Source organism: Brachyspira intermedia PWS/A, assembly GCF_000223215.1.
GTDB classification, from domain to species: Bacteria; Spirochaetota; Brachyspiria; order Brachyspirales; family Brachyspiraceae; genus Brachyspira; species Brachyspira intermedia.
The window spans coordinates 1,253,095-1,270,016 of record NC_017243.1 but is presented as its reverse complement, the minus strand read 5'-3'; the positions used below and the strand labels follow the sequence as shown (position 1 = coordinate 1,270,016).

Annotated in this window: 17 protein-coding genes; 11 read left to right on the top strand and 6 right to left on the bottom strand. The window is 21.9% G+C overall.

Annotated elements, in window-relative coordinates:
* Positions 1-28: 28 nt before the first annotated feature.
* From BINT_RS05610 to BINT_RS14410, 4 genes are read right to left on the bottom strand one after another with little or no spacing between them, the layout of a single operon-like run.
* Complete coding sequence (locus BINT_RS05610) at positions 29-1,858, bottom strand: hypothetical protein (protein WP_014487580.1); 1,830 nt, start codon at positions 1,856-1,858, stop codon at positions 29-31.
* On the bottom strand, positions 1,855-2,901 hold the full coding sequence (locus BINT_RS05605; RefSeq protein WP_014487579.1) for a tetratricopeptide repeat protein: 1,047 nt from the start codon (positions 2,899-2,901) through the stop codon (positions 1,855-1,857). Before BINT_RS05605 ends, BINT_RS05610 begins: the two co-directional genes overlap by 4 nt.
* A 21-nt stretch (positions 2,902-2,922) precedes the next feature.
* The gene (locus BINT_RS14415) at positions 2,923-4,197 is read right to left on the bottom strand and encodes a DUF4132 domain-containing protein (RefSeq protein WP_049783493.1); all 1,275 of its coding nucleotides are present in this window, start codon (positions 4,195-4,197) and stop codon (positions 2,923-2,925) included.
* 31 nt (positions 4,198-4,228) lie between these two features.
* Positions 4,229-6,292 (bottom strand): hypothetical protein, encoded by a 2,064-nt coding sequence (locus BINT_RS14410; protein ID WP_049783492.1) that lies wholly within the window; start codon positions 6,290-6,292, stop codon positions 4,229-4,231.
* A 527-nt stretch (positions 6,293-6,819) separates the two neighbouring features.
* On the opposite strand from BINT_RS14410, the gene BINT_RS05595 reads away from it, so the two are divergent.
* From BINT_RS05595 to BINT_RS05545, 11 genes are all read left to right on the top strand, one after another.
* The gene (locus tag BINT_RS05595) at positions 6,820-7,023 is read left to right on the top strand and encodes a hypothetical protein (RefSeq protein ID WP_041177287.1); all 204 of its coding nucleotides are present in this window, start codon (positions 6,820-6,822) and stop codon (positions 7,021-7,023) included.
* A gap of 149 nt (positions 7,024-7,172) precedes the next feature.
* Positions 7,173-7,589, top strand: a complete 417-nt coding sequence (locus tag BINT_RS05590; protein ID WP_014487578.1) for a hypothetical protein — start codon at positions 7,173-7,175, stop codon at positions 7,587-7,589.
* 308 nt (positions 7,590-7,897) lie between these two features.
* Entirely contained in the window at positions 7,898-8,392 is a 495-nt protein-coding gene (locus BINT_RS05585) for a hypothetical protein (protein WP_014487577.1), read from the top strand.
* A 261-nt stretch (positions 8,393-8,653) separates the two neighbouring features.
* Positions 8,654-9,163 carry a hypothetical protein gene (locus tag BINT_RS05580; protein WP_014487576.1) on the top strand — a complete coding sequence of 170 codons (510 nt, stop codon included), beginning with the start codon at positions 8,654-8,656 and terminating at the stop codon, positions 9,161-9,163.
* Positions 9,164-9,243: 80 nt separating this feature from the next.
* Complete coding sequence (locus BINT_RS05575) at positions 9,244-9,696, top strand: hypothetical protein (protein ID WP_014487575.1); 453 nt, start codon at positions 9,244-9,246, stop codon at positions 9,694-9,696.
* A gap of 25 nt (positions 9,697-9,721) precedes the next feature.
* Positions 9,722-10,129 carry a hypothetical protein gene (locus BINT_RS05570; protein ID WP_041177286.1) on the top strand — a complete coding sequence of 136 codons (408 nt, stop codon included), beginning with the start codon at positions 9,722-9,724 and terminating at the stop codon, positions 10,127-10,129.
* A 182-nt stretch (positions 10,130-10,311) separates the two neighbouring features.
* Positions 10,312-11,235, top strand: a complete 924-nt coding sequence (locus tag BINT_RS05565) for a hypothetical protein (RefSeq protein WP_014487572.1) — start codon at positions 10,312-10,314, stop codon at positions 11,233-11,235.
* 143 nt (positions 11,236-11,378) lie between these two features.
* A complete protein-coding gene (locus tag BINT_RS05560) occupies positions 11,379-11,732 on the top strand; it encodes a hypothetical protein (protein ID WP_014487571.1) in 354 nt (117 codons plus the stop codon).
* Between the two features lie 23 nt (positions 11,733-11,755).
* Entirely contained in the window at positions 11,756-12,727 is a 972-nt protein-coding gene (locus tag BINT_RS05555; RefSeq protein WP_014487570.1) for a hypothetical protein, read from the top strand.
* A 60-nt stretch (positions 12,728-12,787) separates the two neighbouring features.
* Positions 12,788-13,156 (top strand): hypothetical protein, encoded by a 369-nt coding sequence (locus tag BINT_RS05550; protein ID WP_014487569.1) that lies wholly within the window; start codon positions 12,788-12,790, stop codon positions 13,154-13,156.
* A gap of 23 nt (positions 13,157-13,179) precedes the next feature.
* Positions 13,180-13,446 carry a hypothetical protein gene (locus BINT_RS05545; protein ID WP_041177285.1) on the top strand — a complete coding sequence of 89 codons (267 nt, stop codon included), beginning with the start codon at positions 13,180-13,182 and terminating at the stop codon, positions 13,444-13,446.
* Positions 13,447-13,663: 217 nt separating this feature from the next.
* Here BINT_RS05545 and BINT_RS05540 read toward each other — a convergent pair whose 3' ends face one another.
* A complete protein-coding gene (locus tag BINT_RS05540) occupies positions 13,664-16,420 on the bottom strand; it encodes a hypothetical protein (RefSeq protein WP_014487567.1) in 2,757 nt (918 codons plus the stop codon).
* 140 nt (positions 16,421-16,560) lie between these two features.
* Positions 16,561-16,692, bottom strand: a complete 132-nt coding sequence (locus tag BINT_RS15280) for a hypothetical protein (protein ID WP_014487566.1) — start codon at positions 16,690-16,692, stop codon at positions 16,561-16,563.
* Between the last annotated feature and the right edge of the window lie 230 nt (positions 16,693-16,922).

Below are 16,922 nucleotides of genomic sequence, written 5' to 3'. Positions count from 1 at the left end.
AAAAATAATTTTTTTTAATAGTGAATTTCTAAATATTTTTTATATTGAACTGCTTTTTTATTAATTCCTGATGTTCTAAAGATGTATAACCTAAAAGCTCAAAAAATAATTTACTTGGAAAAACTGAATATTGAATATATTTATGATAAGGACGAACCAATTTATAATATTTTTCATCTAATAATTTTGAACGTCCTAATGTTAATAAAAATACTCCTACATATTCTCCAACTAATTTTTCTTTATAATCATAATCATCTTTGAAATCATTTACTTTTATTAATGTTTCATCTAAATAATTAAATATTTCATCTTTATAGTTTTCTATACTTTTAGTTAGGCAATTCGCTATCGAAGATAAAAGAATACTATTATTTTCATTTAATATCTTTTTATCATCAAAACTGCTATATATATTCAAAGTATTTACTATTACTTCCCTATTAATAATATTTTTTATAGGAGCATATATTTCAAATAATAATTTCATTGTATCTATATTATTATTAATAATTATATCTGTAATAGTTTCTTCATCTTTTTTAATCAATGATTCTTCTATAATATACCATAAAGGTTTTGAGTCAATTATTTGGCATAGAATTTTATTTTTTATATAATCATCATCTATAAGTCTTTTTGCAGATTCGGTATTTAAAGGCATATTAATGGTTTCTAGTTCATAACTTCCAAATAAATTAGGAGCATTATCAACAATTTTTCTTAATACTCTTTTTTGTATATCATTCAACTCTGGATTTATTAATTCTTCTTTTTTTTCTTTATGTGGAAAAACTCTTGTAACGGCTTCTATCAATATATCATCATAACTTTTTTCATCACTATTAATATTACCTGTAACATTACTTTTTGTTTTAATTCCTTCAGTGTTTAATAATGTTTCAATATCAGCTGAATAAGCCCAAGCATATTTTGCTATATTAGAAAAATTATCGTCCCATACCCAATCAACACCTGCACAATTATTTTCAGTTATATATAAAAGTAAATTAGAAATATCTTTATTAAAAATACCAGTATAAGCTAAACAAATTGCTGCAGAGCCTCTTACCAAAAGAGATTCACTACTATTCATAATATTATAAACTTCTTCAATATGTTTATTAACTTTTAATTTTTTTATGTCATTGATATCACTAATATTTGGATATTCTTTATAATAGTTTTTATTAGAAATTTTATAATTATGCTGTGCAGCTGTAAAACCTTGTACTAATAAAGTTGAAGCCTGACGAATGTATACATCATTTTTATTCCCGTTTTCTAATTTGAAACATTCATCGTAAGAAAAATTCAATATTTCATCTAAAGAATTCCCAATAAAACATAATAATCTCATAGCCTCAAGTGATTTGCTTTTATTATAATAATCAAGTATCTCATTTTTATATTTTTTAACAGTACCATAATATTTAGTTTTATAAAAGAATGGCGTATTAATAAAATGCTTTTCTCCCAATGCTATTCTTGCAAGAAATATACATGCCAATTCTGAAGCATTATTATTGAACTTCAGTAAATCTGCCAAATAAGGAACAGCCATTTTTGAAGATTTATAAACACTTCCTTGATGAGTAGTTGCTGCATAAAGTCCATAAACTCCGAAATTAACATCATTATCATCATCGCTAGTTAAAGCTTCTATATAATAAGGTGTTAAATCTGCTTTACCGTAAGCATCATAAACATTCTCCCATTTTTCATCATAAAGTCCATTAGGAACATATCTATTTTTTCCAGTTAATGGAGGACGATCTGTTTTATCTGCTTGGAATTTAGAATTTTCATCATTATTTATATAATAATTATCCCATTTTGGAAGTAATTCTATATTCATAATAATTTATGCTCCTTACAAAATTTAATTGCTGCTTCAAAATTTTTATTCGCTAATTCTAATACATAATCTTTAAATTCATTTAAATTATCTTCATCTTCTAAAGCTAACTCATATGATTTATTTATATCTTCAAATGCTTCATCATTTAACTTTTTTAAATCATCAATATTTTTTTTAGCAAATTCAAATTTAATTTCTGCCCTATTTAAATACAAAATCCAATACTTACTGTCTAATTCAATAGCTTTATTGCAATCTTTAATGGCTTCATCGTATTTATTTAACTTATATAAAACAAAACCTCTATTTCCATAAGCCTCTATATAATACTCATCTATCTCTAATACTTTATTATAAAGATTTAAAGCCTTCTCATAATTTTCATTAATATCATAATATAATGCCTTATTAAAATAAGCATTTATATTATTATCAATTTCTATAGATTTATCATAATCTGCTATAATATCTTCTTCATTATAATTTAGTTCATCCTTTACATTTCCTCTGTTATTATAGGCATTACTGTACTTAGGATTTATTTCAATAGCTTTATCAAAATCCATTAATGCATTTTGATAATCTTCTAAATTATATTTTGCAAGTCCTCTATTATAATAAAATTCTGCATCATTTTTATTTAATTTTATAGCACAAGTAAAATCTTTAATAGACTTTTCAAATTCTCCTAATGCTGCATAACATAAACCTCTATTATTATAAACATCGCCAATGGTATTATCAAGTTTTATACTTTTAGTGTAATCTTTAATGGCTTTCTCATAATCACCCATATCATATTCAGTTAAACCCTTATTATAATATATATCTGCATTATTATTATCTAATTTCAAAGCAGTATTAAAATCTTTTAATGCAGCTTTATATTTACCTAACTTGTTATTTGCAAGTCCTCTGCAATTATAAATTTCCGCATTATCTCCATTATAAAATATTAGTTTATCATAATATTCTATTGACTTTTCATAATTTCCTGCATCGAATGCTTCATTTGCTAATTTGTAAAAATCATCAATCATACTTTATCCTTTAAAAAATTATTATAACTCTTTTACTAAACCGCATATTGAAGACACAAATCTTTTATCTAATTCCAAAGGATTGCTTGGACAATTAAAATTAAAATTATTATCTTCATCTAATTTATAAAATACTGCTCTTTCAATATCAACATCTTCTTCCTGTACATAACCAACCATCAAATAATTAAAATGAATAACAAACATTATTTTTGCAATTTCATCTTTTAAATTATATTCAAAAAAAGTTCCAGCATCTAAAATTTCTCCTTTTTTCATATCAAGAGAAGAAGCAAATTTCATTAATGCATAAGGATTTACTTTTTTATCATGATATACTATTTCAAGATTTTTATTTATATCTTTTTCTTCAGGAAGTTCATAAATCATATTAAACTGTTCTATAGGCTGTGCAATATCATAATCTGCTAATTGATTTTTCCATTTCAATAAAATTTCATTATCAAGTTCTATAGGGTGAATTAATGTTATATTTTTTTTATTTTTTAATTCATCTTTAAATATATATTCTTCATCATACACTGTATTAAAAGAACCGTCTTCTGTATATCTGAATGATTCTATTAATTTATTATTATCATCATAAATTCCCCATATAAGTTTTTGAGCGAATATATTCATTAAAGGATTATCCACAAATACTTCTTTAAATCCTTTATAACTCCATTTCCTACCATTAAGCAGAACTTTTTTAAGTCTTATAATTTGATTTTCTACAGTATTTTTTATAGATTTTTTTAATTCTGTTAATTCTTTTTTTGCTTTTGAGGCTGTATCTTTATCATCTTTATTATTTGGAGCAGGAAGAGATTTTATTATTTTATCATTTTGATTATCTTTAATTGATAAACTAAAATCATTGTTTATGCTTATAGTAAAAGTTCTTTGAGCCTCTCCTCCATAGGATAAAATCTTTTGTCCTTTATTGTCAAAATCAAAATCAGGTATTATTTTATCAATAAGTTCACCTCTTGTAATTCCAAGTATAGAAGAAACATTTTCTAATGCAGTTTTAGCAGCATTTTTAACTTGATTATTTTTATATTTTAAAGAAATAGAATCAAGCATGACAAGTACCAATTTATTTCCATTCAATGCCATACATTGTACTATATGTGCAGCCAATGCTCCTCTGGCATTATTAGTTAAATAATCTACTTCATTTTTTAATTTTAATACTGTTTCATCATCCATATATAAAGAGTAAAGAATATATATATTTTTTAATTCTATAGGATATTTCAAATTAACAAATTCATTATATATATTTGACAAAGCATTTCTGAAAGATTCTATATCAAAATGATTAATGATTTTTTTCTATATCTATTAATTTATTTATTTCTTTTAATGCTATATATTCGGTAAAAATATACTTCATTACTTTTAACGGCACTAATGTTTTTTTATCTTTAAATAATACATTTGATATTTCTTTTTCTATAAAATTATATTTATTGATTTTTTCTTCGTATCCTTCATTATAATATTTATCTACATGAGAGTTTATTTCTTCTATATTTTCAAATTCAAAACTTTCATTAAATCTGCTCATATCCCAAATTCTTATTATGCTTTTTAATGAAGTTTCAAATTCTCCTTTAGATTTACCAAGTTTTTGAAGTACATCATCTTTTACTTTACTTTCTGATTTTTCTAATATTTTAATGCAAGTCTTCTTTATCTCTTTTGATTTAGATGTTTCAAGAAGTTTTAATACTAATTTATAATTTTCTATTTTACTTTCTTTATTATATAAAGTATTCAAAAGATGTATGGTGAAATTAATATCCTTAGAGATCTTTTTTATAAACTTATCATCATCTATAAACTTATAAATATCTTCTAAATAATCATTGCCTATTTCTGTAATATTATATATATTCAATAATGTTTTTTTCTTGTTATCTGCAGAATATATGGCACTCGTATAAATATAGTAAGTTAAATAAATATGTGTTATGTTAACTTTATCATTTAAAGTAAATATTTCTTTTACAATATTAAAAACTGTTTCATCATATAAATAATTTCTAGCTGAAATAAAACTATTTATTGTAATATAAGAATAAAGAGTAGAGTTTATGAAGTTTTTAGCCTTATCATTATAATCATATAATAAAGCAAGCATATATGTATGATACTCAAATATATTATGTATCAAATATTTATAATCATTATAATCATCATAACATTCAGGAAGCGGGTATAAAAAATTAAATAGAAAATCTAGAGCCCTATCAATTACATTATTATCTATAATTTCATTTTCTTTTTTATTAAATAAAAATGCAGACATAAGCAAATAAATATCAATACAATTGTCTACAAAATGCATGTTATTATATTTTAATTGAGGGTTAGAATTATTATAATCAAGCAAAACAGATTCCTGATATAATTTATGCATATTATAAAAATTATCTTTATCTTCATTGTATAATGATTCTATTAATTCCAATTTGATATTCTGAGAATTAGATTTAAATAAATAAAATATTTTTTGTAAGATTTGAGGAAGTTCATTGATAAATGGATATGTTAAAGTTACATTATTATATTTATTATCAGATGAAGTATAATTAACATCTATTATATATCTTATAAAATATTCGCTTTTATAAAAAACATTAATATCCTTCATAAATAAAGCTGATGAACCTTTATTATTTGATAAAATTTCTACAAATTTATTTTTTATTTCCTCTGATACATCAATTATTAAAAACAAAGAATATAAAATATTTCTAATTATTATATTTTCTCTGTCTTCTATTTTTGAAATTATAGATAATAATTTATTAGCCAAGTTTTTATCTTTGGTATGTATTATTAATTGAGATAAAATATATAATGGGCAGTATATTTTATAATCTTTATATTCATTAATTATTTCATCATCAGTTTTATTTTTTATTTCTTCTATAAATCTATTAAAAGAATTTTTTATTTTATTATCTATTTTCACTAAATCTTTAAAAATTAAATTATAGCATTTTAACAAATCTATAAAAAAATGAATTCCTATAATATTTTCTTTGTTTTCAAAAATATAATAAAGAAATGCATTTTTTACAGACTCATCTAAATAATAAAATTTTATAATATTATAAGTATTATTTTCTCTATATTCATAATTATTATGTATGTAAAGGATAAGAAGTCTTTTATATGATTCTCTCTCATCTTGTCTACATTTACTTAAATCATTAATAAAAGCATCAAAATCATTTCTATTCATTATAGAATGAACTCTTTCAGGTACTTTATCACTTTTTAAATATACATAATCTTCAATACTGCGTCTAAGCTCATCTGAAATATCTTTATTATTTGTAACTTTTTTTATATGACTTTCTATACTTCCCATAATTTATTCTTATATAATTTAAATAATACAAAAAATATATAATGAAACTATTTTTTAATCAATTTTATTGTTATTGAGATATGTTATAAGTGTTTATTGATTGATTAATATAATAATATTAGATTGGAATTTAGAAAAATCATTTAAAAAAATAAACCGCTTTTGTGGGATGAACAAAGCGGCTTATTACAAATATAGTTATTGGGGGGTAGTCCAATCAACTAAGTATATTATCGGCCGCTCATAAATTAACTTTAATATTTTATAAAAATTATAATTTAATAAAAATAATATTCAGGAAATTAATATTAATTTTTTTATAAAAATATATTTTTTTATAAATTACATTGACAATTATATAAAAATAAATTATATTAATAGTGTAAGCATAAGTTATGCTTATTCGATCTTTCATAGAAGATGACTTAACTATTATTTAATAGTTCCATATGGATGGGTTTTTATTTTTAGTTAATTTAGAACCGTCTGCTATAAAGCAGATTTAACTCATCTACGGAGGATTATTAATGAATAAGTTAGGCTTACCATCTTCATTACAATCTTTTTATAATTGTACACTATCATCAGGTGTATCTTATCAAATAAACTCTGTTGTTTTTATTTTATCAGATTATAGGCTAAAACTTTATTCTTATAATCCTCCTCTAGATGATATAAAAATAATAATTCATCATAATAAGGAGGACTATATGTCATTAAAAAAATACTAAACAAAAATAATATTAACTTATTAAAAAAGACTCTATTAATTGCATTAGTAATATCATTAAATTATTCCTTAGCATTTACTAAAGAAATAAAAGAAAAACAATACGATGTTGCAAAGTTTTATCTAGAGAAAACAAAAAGTGTTACAATAATGCCTATCAATGGACCAGTTCAGAAAGATAATGAAATATTATATAACTTATTATCAATCAAATTATCAGAAATACCTCAATTAAAATTCAAATCTGCTAAAAATAATATTATAGATGCATATATAAAAAACACTATGAATAATAATTCATATGCTAAAATGTCAACTCTTAATTATGAAAAATTTGTAGCAGACAATCTAAAACATATAGAATCGAGTTATGTATTAACAGGAGATATAGTACCAAATACAAAAAGAAGTGTACTATTCATAAAATTTTTGGATAGAAACGGAAACTTAGTTAGCGGACAAGAATTTTATTTTGAAAATGACATCATGGATTTAGTAAAAAGAATTGATAATATATCTTATTCCATCAGTAATAAAATGCTAGAAAACTATATTAATTGGTACTAATACTATATGTGGTTTGGGTATCAGGATAGAAAATATTCTGATGCCCCACAAGAAACTTAATAATATGATTAATGATATAACAATATGATTAATCATATGATTATGTTTCAACATAACAAATAGCTCTTTGACATAACAATGAATGGTGGATTTTATGAGGGGAACAAATCCAGCATTAATAAAAAATAATAATAAGGAGGTACATATGATTAAAATTAATTCATTATTACTGTAATAAAAAATAATTATTATGGAGTTTTTTATGAGTAAAAGAAATTTATATATTACAAAATGACAAGGAGAATTCTATGAGAAAAAAAATATTATATATATTATTAGTATTAACAGTTATCTGTTCTTCTGCATTCGCTAAATCTAATTATGACAGTGTAAAAAGTATAGGTATAATCACATTCCAAGGTCCTGATGATGAAACCAATGTTGCATTATCTAGTTTATTCGCAATCAAATTGGCTAATTCTGGAAACTTCAATGTAATAAGTGGTAAAGGTGAAAAAAGTCAAATAGAATCAGAAAATACTTACAGTTCTTTGTACTCATCTGACTATGAGAATGAAGCTATAAGAATAGCAAAAAAACTTGATGTTAGCTACATACTTCTAGGACAGATCAATAGATTGGGTGATAAAAATAAACTAATGATAAGAGTAATAGATGTTAAAGGAAATCATATAGCTGGTGCTCAATGTAGTTTCGAAGAATATGAGGATATAGAAAGATGGATAGATAGTATGTGTATGAAAATATCGTCTGATATAGATTCCAACAACAGTCAATACTAATTAGCATTTTTGGTATGGGTGTTAGGATAGAAAATATTCTGACACCCTATAAGAAACTTAATAATATGATTAAATAGCTCTTTGACATAACAATGAATGGTGGATTTTATGAGGGGAACAAATCCAGCATTAATAAAAATAATAATAAGGAGGTACATATGATTAAAATTAATTCATTATTACTGTAATAAAAAATAATTATTATGGAGTTTTTTATGAGTAAAAGAAATTTATATATTACAAAATGACAAGGAGAATTCTATGAGAAAAAAAATATTATATATATTATTAGTATTGACAGTTATCTGTTCTTCTGCATTTGCTTACAATAATAATAATAAGAGTATAGTTGTAATCACATTTCAAGGTCCTGTTGATATTGACAATGTAACTCTATCCAATTTATTTGAGATAGAATTAATCAATTTGGAAGGTATAAAAGTTAAAAGCGGTAAAGGTTTATATAACTCTTCATATGATAGAGGTAAAGTAAGCGATAGTAAAGAATACTACAGATCATTATATTCATCTACATACGAAAATGAAGCTATAAAGATAGCTAAATATCTTCGCTCTGATTATGTACTAATAGGACAAATAAATAAATTGGGTAATAAAAAAAGATTGGTAATAAGAGTAATAGATACTAACAGAAATCATATAGCTGGTGCACAATGTACATTTGAAAATCCAGAGGATATAGCAGGATGGATAGCCACTATGAGTAAAAGAATAGTTGATGGTATAAATAATTCAAGCAAAAGATATTAATTATTAGGGAGGTACAATAAGTCGGTATGGTTATAGCATAATCATGCCGGCTTTTAAATATAAAATTAAGGAGTTTATTTATGTTTAGATTTTTAATAATATCAATGTTAATTACATCAAGTTTATTCTCAGAAACATTAATACTATTTCCATTTAACGGAATTGAACACAATGATAATATAAGCATATTAGAAATGTTCAATGAACATATATCAAAAACAGATACTATCAAAATAATAAATCCTCCATTAATGAATTATGATTTTAATTCATTAAATATGAAAGAATATAACGAAATAATGATGAATTATGCTATAAAATCAAATGCTGACTATGTATTGTTTGGTTATCTAAGCTATATAAATGAAACAAAAAAATTAAATATCAAAGTAATGAATATAAAAAATAACAACATTATATATTCATATCCATGGTCTTTTGAATATATAGAAAGAATAGAATATGAAATATCTCAAAAAATATATCCTGATATAGTTATAAAAATATTAGATGATTCAAGTATGCAATTTTAATAAAAAATTAAAGGAGTTATATATTATGAAAAAAACGATTATCGTTTCATTTATTATATTAATGGCAATTATTTCATGTGCTAAAGCTACTAATCCGGAAAAAAAAGAAATATCATATTTTGCAGGAAAATATGAAGGGAGCATGTACTTTAAATATCCAAATGTAATAATATCAGAAAATTACACAACAGTATATATCAATGAATCAGAATCTCTTACTATCAATAATAAATATATACACAATGATTACTATAGTACATATATAAGAAAGCTAGCACTATATTCATTTAAATACACTGATAATAATTCAGTTTATGATGGAAAAATAGATATATTAATAGCAAACAATTCATTTACATTAACTATGACTGTAAGTAAAGATAATGAGGTACTAATACCTATATTCAATGTTGTTAAATATAATCAAATATAGACATTTATATTGTATATATCTAAAACCTAATAAATGGAGGAATATATGAGAAAAATTATTGTATTAAAAATAATATTTATATGCTTTTGTATGAATGCTTTGGCTGAAATTCCAGGTAGTATAAAAAAATTAGAAAAAAATATATAAAAAATAATGAATACTTATATTCTATAGGAGAAGGTATGAGTATTAAAGAGGCAAAAATAAATGCTTATATAAATATGGCTGATAAATACTTTTATGTTGGATTTAAAGCAGATAGTATATTCCTAGATAAATATAAATCAAAAAATATTAATATAGCATATATACCTTTCTTGGAAGAAAACAAAAGTTTGCAGGGTTATGCTGAGATATTTGATATAGAATTCATAGAAGAAAAATATAATAAAGAAGAAAATAAATATTATGTATTCTCTATAGTTAATAAAATAAAACTATATTCTATTCTAAAAAATAGAATTCTTAAAAATGAAAATAGTATCAATACATATAATGAATATTTAATATCTGAAGAAGATCCTTTCAATAGATTTGTATATTTAGAAATGATGTATATTCTATCTAGAAAGAATCATACTTATAATAAGCAAATTGAATATATGAATTTTGAATGCTTGGAGCTTGAACATAAATATGATGATATTTTACCTAAATTAAAAGAAGCAGAAAATAAATTAACATTTAAAGTATCCCCAACTGGTATAGGAATAAGTAAACAAATAATAGATGTACTAAATTATGATATTAACCAGTATGGATTCAATATATCTTCAGATGATAATGCATCTTATGTATTTCAAATAAATATTACATTAAAACAAGTAGAAGATAAAGACACACACAGAAATAATTATGAATCACATTTTAGTTTATACATTTTAAATAATAACGTTACTATACACACTTTTCAATTCCAAAAAATTCCTGAAGATAATTATATAGATAATTTTGAGAAAGCTAAAGATTTAGTTAAGTATAATGTAGAAAAAATATTAAGAGAGGAGTTCTCTATAAAATTAAAAGAATTCCTTGATAATAAAATAAAAATTTATAATTGGAGTATTAATAATATGAAAAAATATTTATTTTATTTATTGTTTTAAATGCTTTCTATATTTATGGCCAAACTAATGATCATATAGAAAATGGCAAGAAAAGAATTATATTAACATCATTTGATAAGCAAAACATCATTGATGATGATAATGAATTTTATAATAATGTATTTGTAAATCTATCTAAAATTTTGATAAATGAACTTAGTAATCATGAATATAAAAATTTTGTAATCTTAGATAAAGATATAAAATATTATAGAAATGAAGAAATTGACTATCAAAGCTATAATTTAAATTATGAAAATGTAAACAGTTTCACTAATAAATACAATGCTGAATATATAATGATTAATAAAATATCAAGAAGCCCTCTAAATGAATATTTTTTAAGCAGTAAAATGATAAATATGATAAATGGAAAAATATATTTAAACAAATATGAAAAAATAGATAACTATGAAGAATTCTTAACTAATTCAAATGTTGTACTTGAAAAAATAACAAATTTAGCAGCATCAATATCTGCTCAATTAAAAAAATAAATTAAATAATAAGGAGTTAATATATGCAAAAATTTTATGCTTTATCAATACTATTTTTAATGCTTTTCGTAAGTTCATTATCAGCAAACGTTAACGATTACAAAAATTATAGAATATCAATAAGACCTTTTAATTTTGATCCTAATTATGACACTTATATAGAAGAAATAATAGAAAGTGTTTTAACAGATAATGGATTAAATGTTTTTAATAGGGATAAAAATATTGATAAAATGATGCTAGAAGAGCAAGAAAATATAAAAATAAATAATCCAGATGCACAATCAATAAATAAATCACTAATAACACATGTTGTATCAGGTAATATCATGAAATTAGAAGATAAATATATCTGTTCAATATCCATAAAAAATATTAATACATACGAGCCTGAAAAATCAGTAACTAAAGTTCTAAATGATTTGAGCTATAACAATATAGTAAAATTATCTTTAGACTTATATGAGAAAATAACAGGACAGCAATCACATATTAGAGTAGAAACTCATCAAGTTCTACATAATTATAAGATACAAAATACAATACCAACTAAAAAAATCAGCAGAATACCAGCTATGGTAACAGGAGTATTATTCATAGCTTCAGGATTAGCTGGCACTATATATTCAAGTGTTGAATTAGATAGTTGGCATCGTGAGATAGGAGGAAGTGCAGCAAATGAATACTATCTTTATAAAAATCCTAATTCATCTCTTTCAGGAGTAATACAATACAGAAAACTAACTTTATACAATGCTTGGAAAAAAGGAGAAATTAATACAAAACCTGATAATATGCCTTACTTTACTCCTGTAGGAAGCAGTATTATATTAGGCACATCTATTGCCTTTACTATAATAGGTCTTGGTTTATTTGGATGGTCATTATCAGATCAGCCATACTTTGCAAGCAATTTCGATATAAAACCTACCATATTTGATGAAAACGGATGCTTTGATTTAGGATTGCAAGCTACATTCATTTGTAAACTATAAAAAAGGAGTTAAACATATGAAAAAAACATAATAAACATTACTGCCATAAGCCTATTAATAATGAGTATTATATCATGCACTGCTAATACTAAACCTAATATTTATCACTCTTTAATAACAATAAAGTCTGAATCACATACTAGAAAACCTATGTCTATTTATGTTTCTAAAACTACAGAAAATAACTATGAGCTTATGGGAATAATAACTACTGATAAATATTCAGAAGAATATGATACAGGAAAAGATTCATATAATATATCATTCTATCTAGACGGTGGAGTTTATGATATAAAATTTATTTGGTACGAATATAAAAGTGTGTATCCTGATCCGCCTTACAAAGACTATAAAGAATATATATTACAAGGTAAACAAATTGAAAAAGGTATAAATTATAAAATTGATATAGATGAATTAATAAAATGATAAAAAATAATAGGAGTAATCATATGAAAAAAATAATATCAAATATATTCTCATTAATAAAATCTATTATAATCATAATAATATTATTACATATTGCAGATATATTTTTGTTTGGAAATACATTAAATATTCCTAAAAAAGGAAGGCAAATATTTAATAAAATTTCTCAATATGATTCAAAATATTTTATGGATTCGGTAAAAAACATAAAATATCATATAAACAATAATTTTAATAAATATAAATCAAAATGGGAGAATATATCATCAGGTAATGATAAAGCTGTATAGTATTTTAATTTAGTAAAAAACTCAGGTACTCTTATGAAAGCTAATTTTTAATTAGTGTACTAATAAAGCAGCATTTGAGTTATGGTTTACATAGTATTGTAATATAATAAAATATATTTCTATTAGTCTGTAAATAAAAAATAAATATTTATTTGCAATAGATGATATAAATTATGAAAATTATTTTAATTTAATATCATATTATAAAAAATTAATACTACATATATAATTTATCTCTCACATTTGATGCCCATTCTTTTATATTTACTATTGAAGCTTTATTATGTAAACCTTTAAAAGCTATTTTATATCCTGCCCCAGTGATCTTTGATAAATCTATTATTATTGACAAAGCTTTATCAATATTGGATTCATTATCCATTAATATTTCTATTAAATATAATGAAAGCATCCTCATATAATTAAAAGTACCTAATTGACCTTTCATAAAAGAATAACATTTTTTCAAATATTGAGTATCAATCTCACCATCATTATATTTATATAATAATAAGCCATATTCTTTTTGTATATCTACATCTTCCAATGATACTATATTATTTTCTATAAAATGTTTATGATTAGTAATTAATAAATTAGCAATTTCTTTTGATTTTTTGGTTATTTTAAATGTATTACAGTATCTTAAAAGTCTGATAACAAAAAATTCATAGCCTTTATCTTTATTAGATAGAGATAAATATGTATCAATTTTATTATTCAACTCTACAATATTTTTATAATCATCTGATATTAAATTCAAATATTTTTCAGTATATTCTAAAAATTCATTTTCATCTTTAGCAGTTATAGCCACATTCTGTAAATAACTATATTCTCTAATAATTTCAAGATTATTATTATTAAAATAATTTATAGCCTTTATAAATGCATCTTTTGCATTAATCAAATCATTTGTATTATTTGTAATATAATAATTAATATTATAGCTTTGTCCTAAAGTTCCATGTAGTCTAGCTTTTTCATAGTCTTCTATTTCTATATTTTTATTAGATAAAGTTTGTTTTAATGCCTTTATAGAATACTTAGTGTTATATTTATACCAATATACAATAGAACTTATATTATCAAATAATACAACTATATCTATAAAATCAACACTTTTAAGCACATCATCTCTGTAATTTTTATTATCTTCTACTACTTCACGAGCCTTTTCATCATCATCTGCATGATTAAAAACATATAATTTTCCTGTGTTAATAGCAAATATAATGGCACCGTTTAAAACTTTATCGTTTGTTAAAACATTATTCTTTGCTAAATCTATCAAAACATTATAAGAATCTATAATATCGCTATAATTTCTAATAAAATCAGATTGATATTCAATATTTTCTAAAATAGATTTTAAAGCTCCAACTATATATCTATTTTTATTTGTATGATTATCAGTTTTTAAATATTCGATAATTTTTGCTACTAATTTTTTAGAATATTCTCTTGTATATTTGGTTACTTTATCAGAACTAGATATTTTTTTATATAAAATAACTCTTTTTAAAATATTATAATAATCTTTCATATTAAAATCAAAATCAATTTCACTATTAAAAGGATTATATTCAATATTTGTATATATCATATATCCAAAAATATCTATAAGATTTTTTAATTCTTCTACTTTAATAAAATTAAAATAGAAATTACAAAAATAATCTGCAATAACTAAATCAGGAGTCATAGATGCCATTTCAAAATCAAGTATTTCATAGTCAATATTCTTAGTATTTAAACCGTATTTTATTTTAACTTGTTCTATGCCATCATATATAACAGGCGAAATATCTAATTTTTCAATATATCTCTCTCTTGTTAAATATTGATCAGCATCACTTTTCCATTTATCTAGTATTTCAGAAACTTCTATTTTAGAATCTATAGCATTTGTCAAAAATTTTTCTACATCTTTAAATTTAAATGTTATACTATTATATTGATCTTTATAACTCCTAGATGATACTTTTATTATTAATAATAACTTATCATCTATTAAATTTATTTTATTTTCTACAATTATTGTTCTTACAGTATACATAATTAATTCTGAAAGAAGTGAAATATAATATCTCCTTGAAAATAAATTATTTTTAACTTTATTTTCACATATAGAAATAAACTTTCCATTATTTATTTTAACAAAATTAAATACATCATAAGTAATATTCTTTTTTAATTTTTTATTTTTTATTTCATTTCTATGATATATAATTTTTTTATTTGAGATATTATTACTATATTTACCTAGTATATTATAAAATAATCTTCTTGCTTTCTCATTCCAACACCTAAAATTTATATCTTCTATAAAATAACCACCTACCAAAAATTCTTCATTATTAATTATTTTTCCGCTTTCGTCTATATAAATATTATATATTTTTGTATCTGCAAATATAAAATTTATTATATTATCATCTAATCCTAAATTAATACAATACATATAAATATCTTTATCAGAAATACACTGTCTAAAAATAATTAATAAATATAAAAACGGTAAATCAAAATAATCTTTATTAAAATTTTCTTGCCAATTCTCTAATTTAAATAAATAATCTTTAAAATCTTTTTTTGATTTTTCTATTGTTTCAATAATAAACTTTCTTGTTTTTTCTTTTAATTTTTTTAATTCTTCATTATCTAAATTACTTATTTTTAATACTTTATTATCTTTATTATCTTCTTTATATACAATTTCTATTTCATACTTTTCTTTATCAATTTTTGTCAATAAATCATTTATAATATTTATAAAGTTGTTTCCAAATAAATTCAGTAAATCTTTGAGATATATCAATTTTTTATTTTCCAATAAAACTATATTGTTTATTCTTATCAAATCAGTTGAATCAGCATTATTCTCTGAAGCAATCGCTAACAAATAAACAATAGGTAAATTTTGAGTATCAGCCTTAGATATTTCTTCTATATAGCTGTTAATCTCTTTCATTTCTAATGCTTCTTGTTTAAGTTTAAGTTTTTCGAATTCTGTTTTTATATATTTTATATCATCAGAATTAATATTATTAATACTTAATTCATAATCATCATTATTTATATTTTTTATTTCTATGGAATTTAGTATATTCTTTATATTAGTATTAGAATCATTTTTAGAATTTTTTTAGCTATATATATAAATTCTTTCAATCTTTTTTTTAATTCTTGATCCATTTCATTAATTGCTTCTACTGCATATATTAATTCATAACCATATTCCATAAATATATCCTTATATAATTTTTATAAGTTATTAGAAATATTATCATAAAATACTATAAATACAAATATTTTTATATAATCTCAAAAATTATAAAATTTAAGCTATAAATACTTGAAATAATATAAAAATTTTATTATAATATAAATATACAATTATTAGTTCTTTTATATATTATTTCTTGAATATAGATTAATTATTTTTAGTACAAATTGGAATCGTGATATTTTCA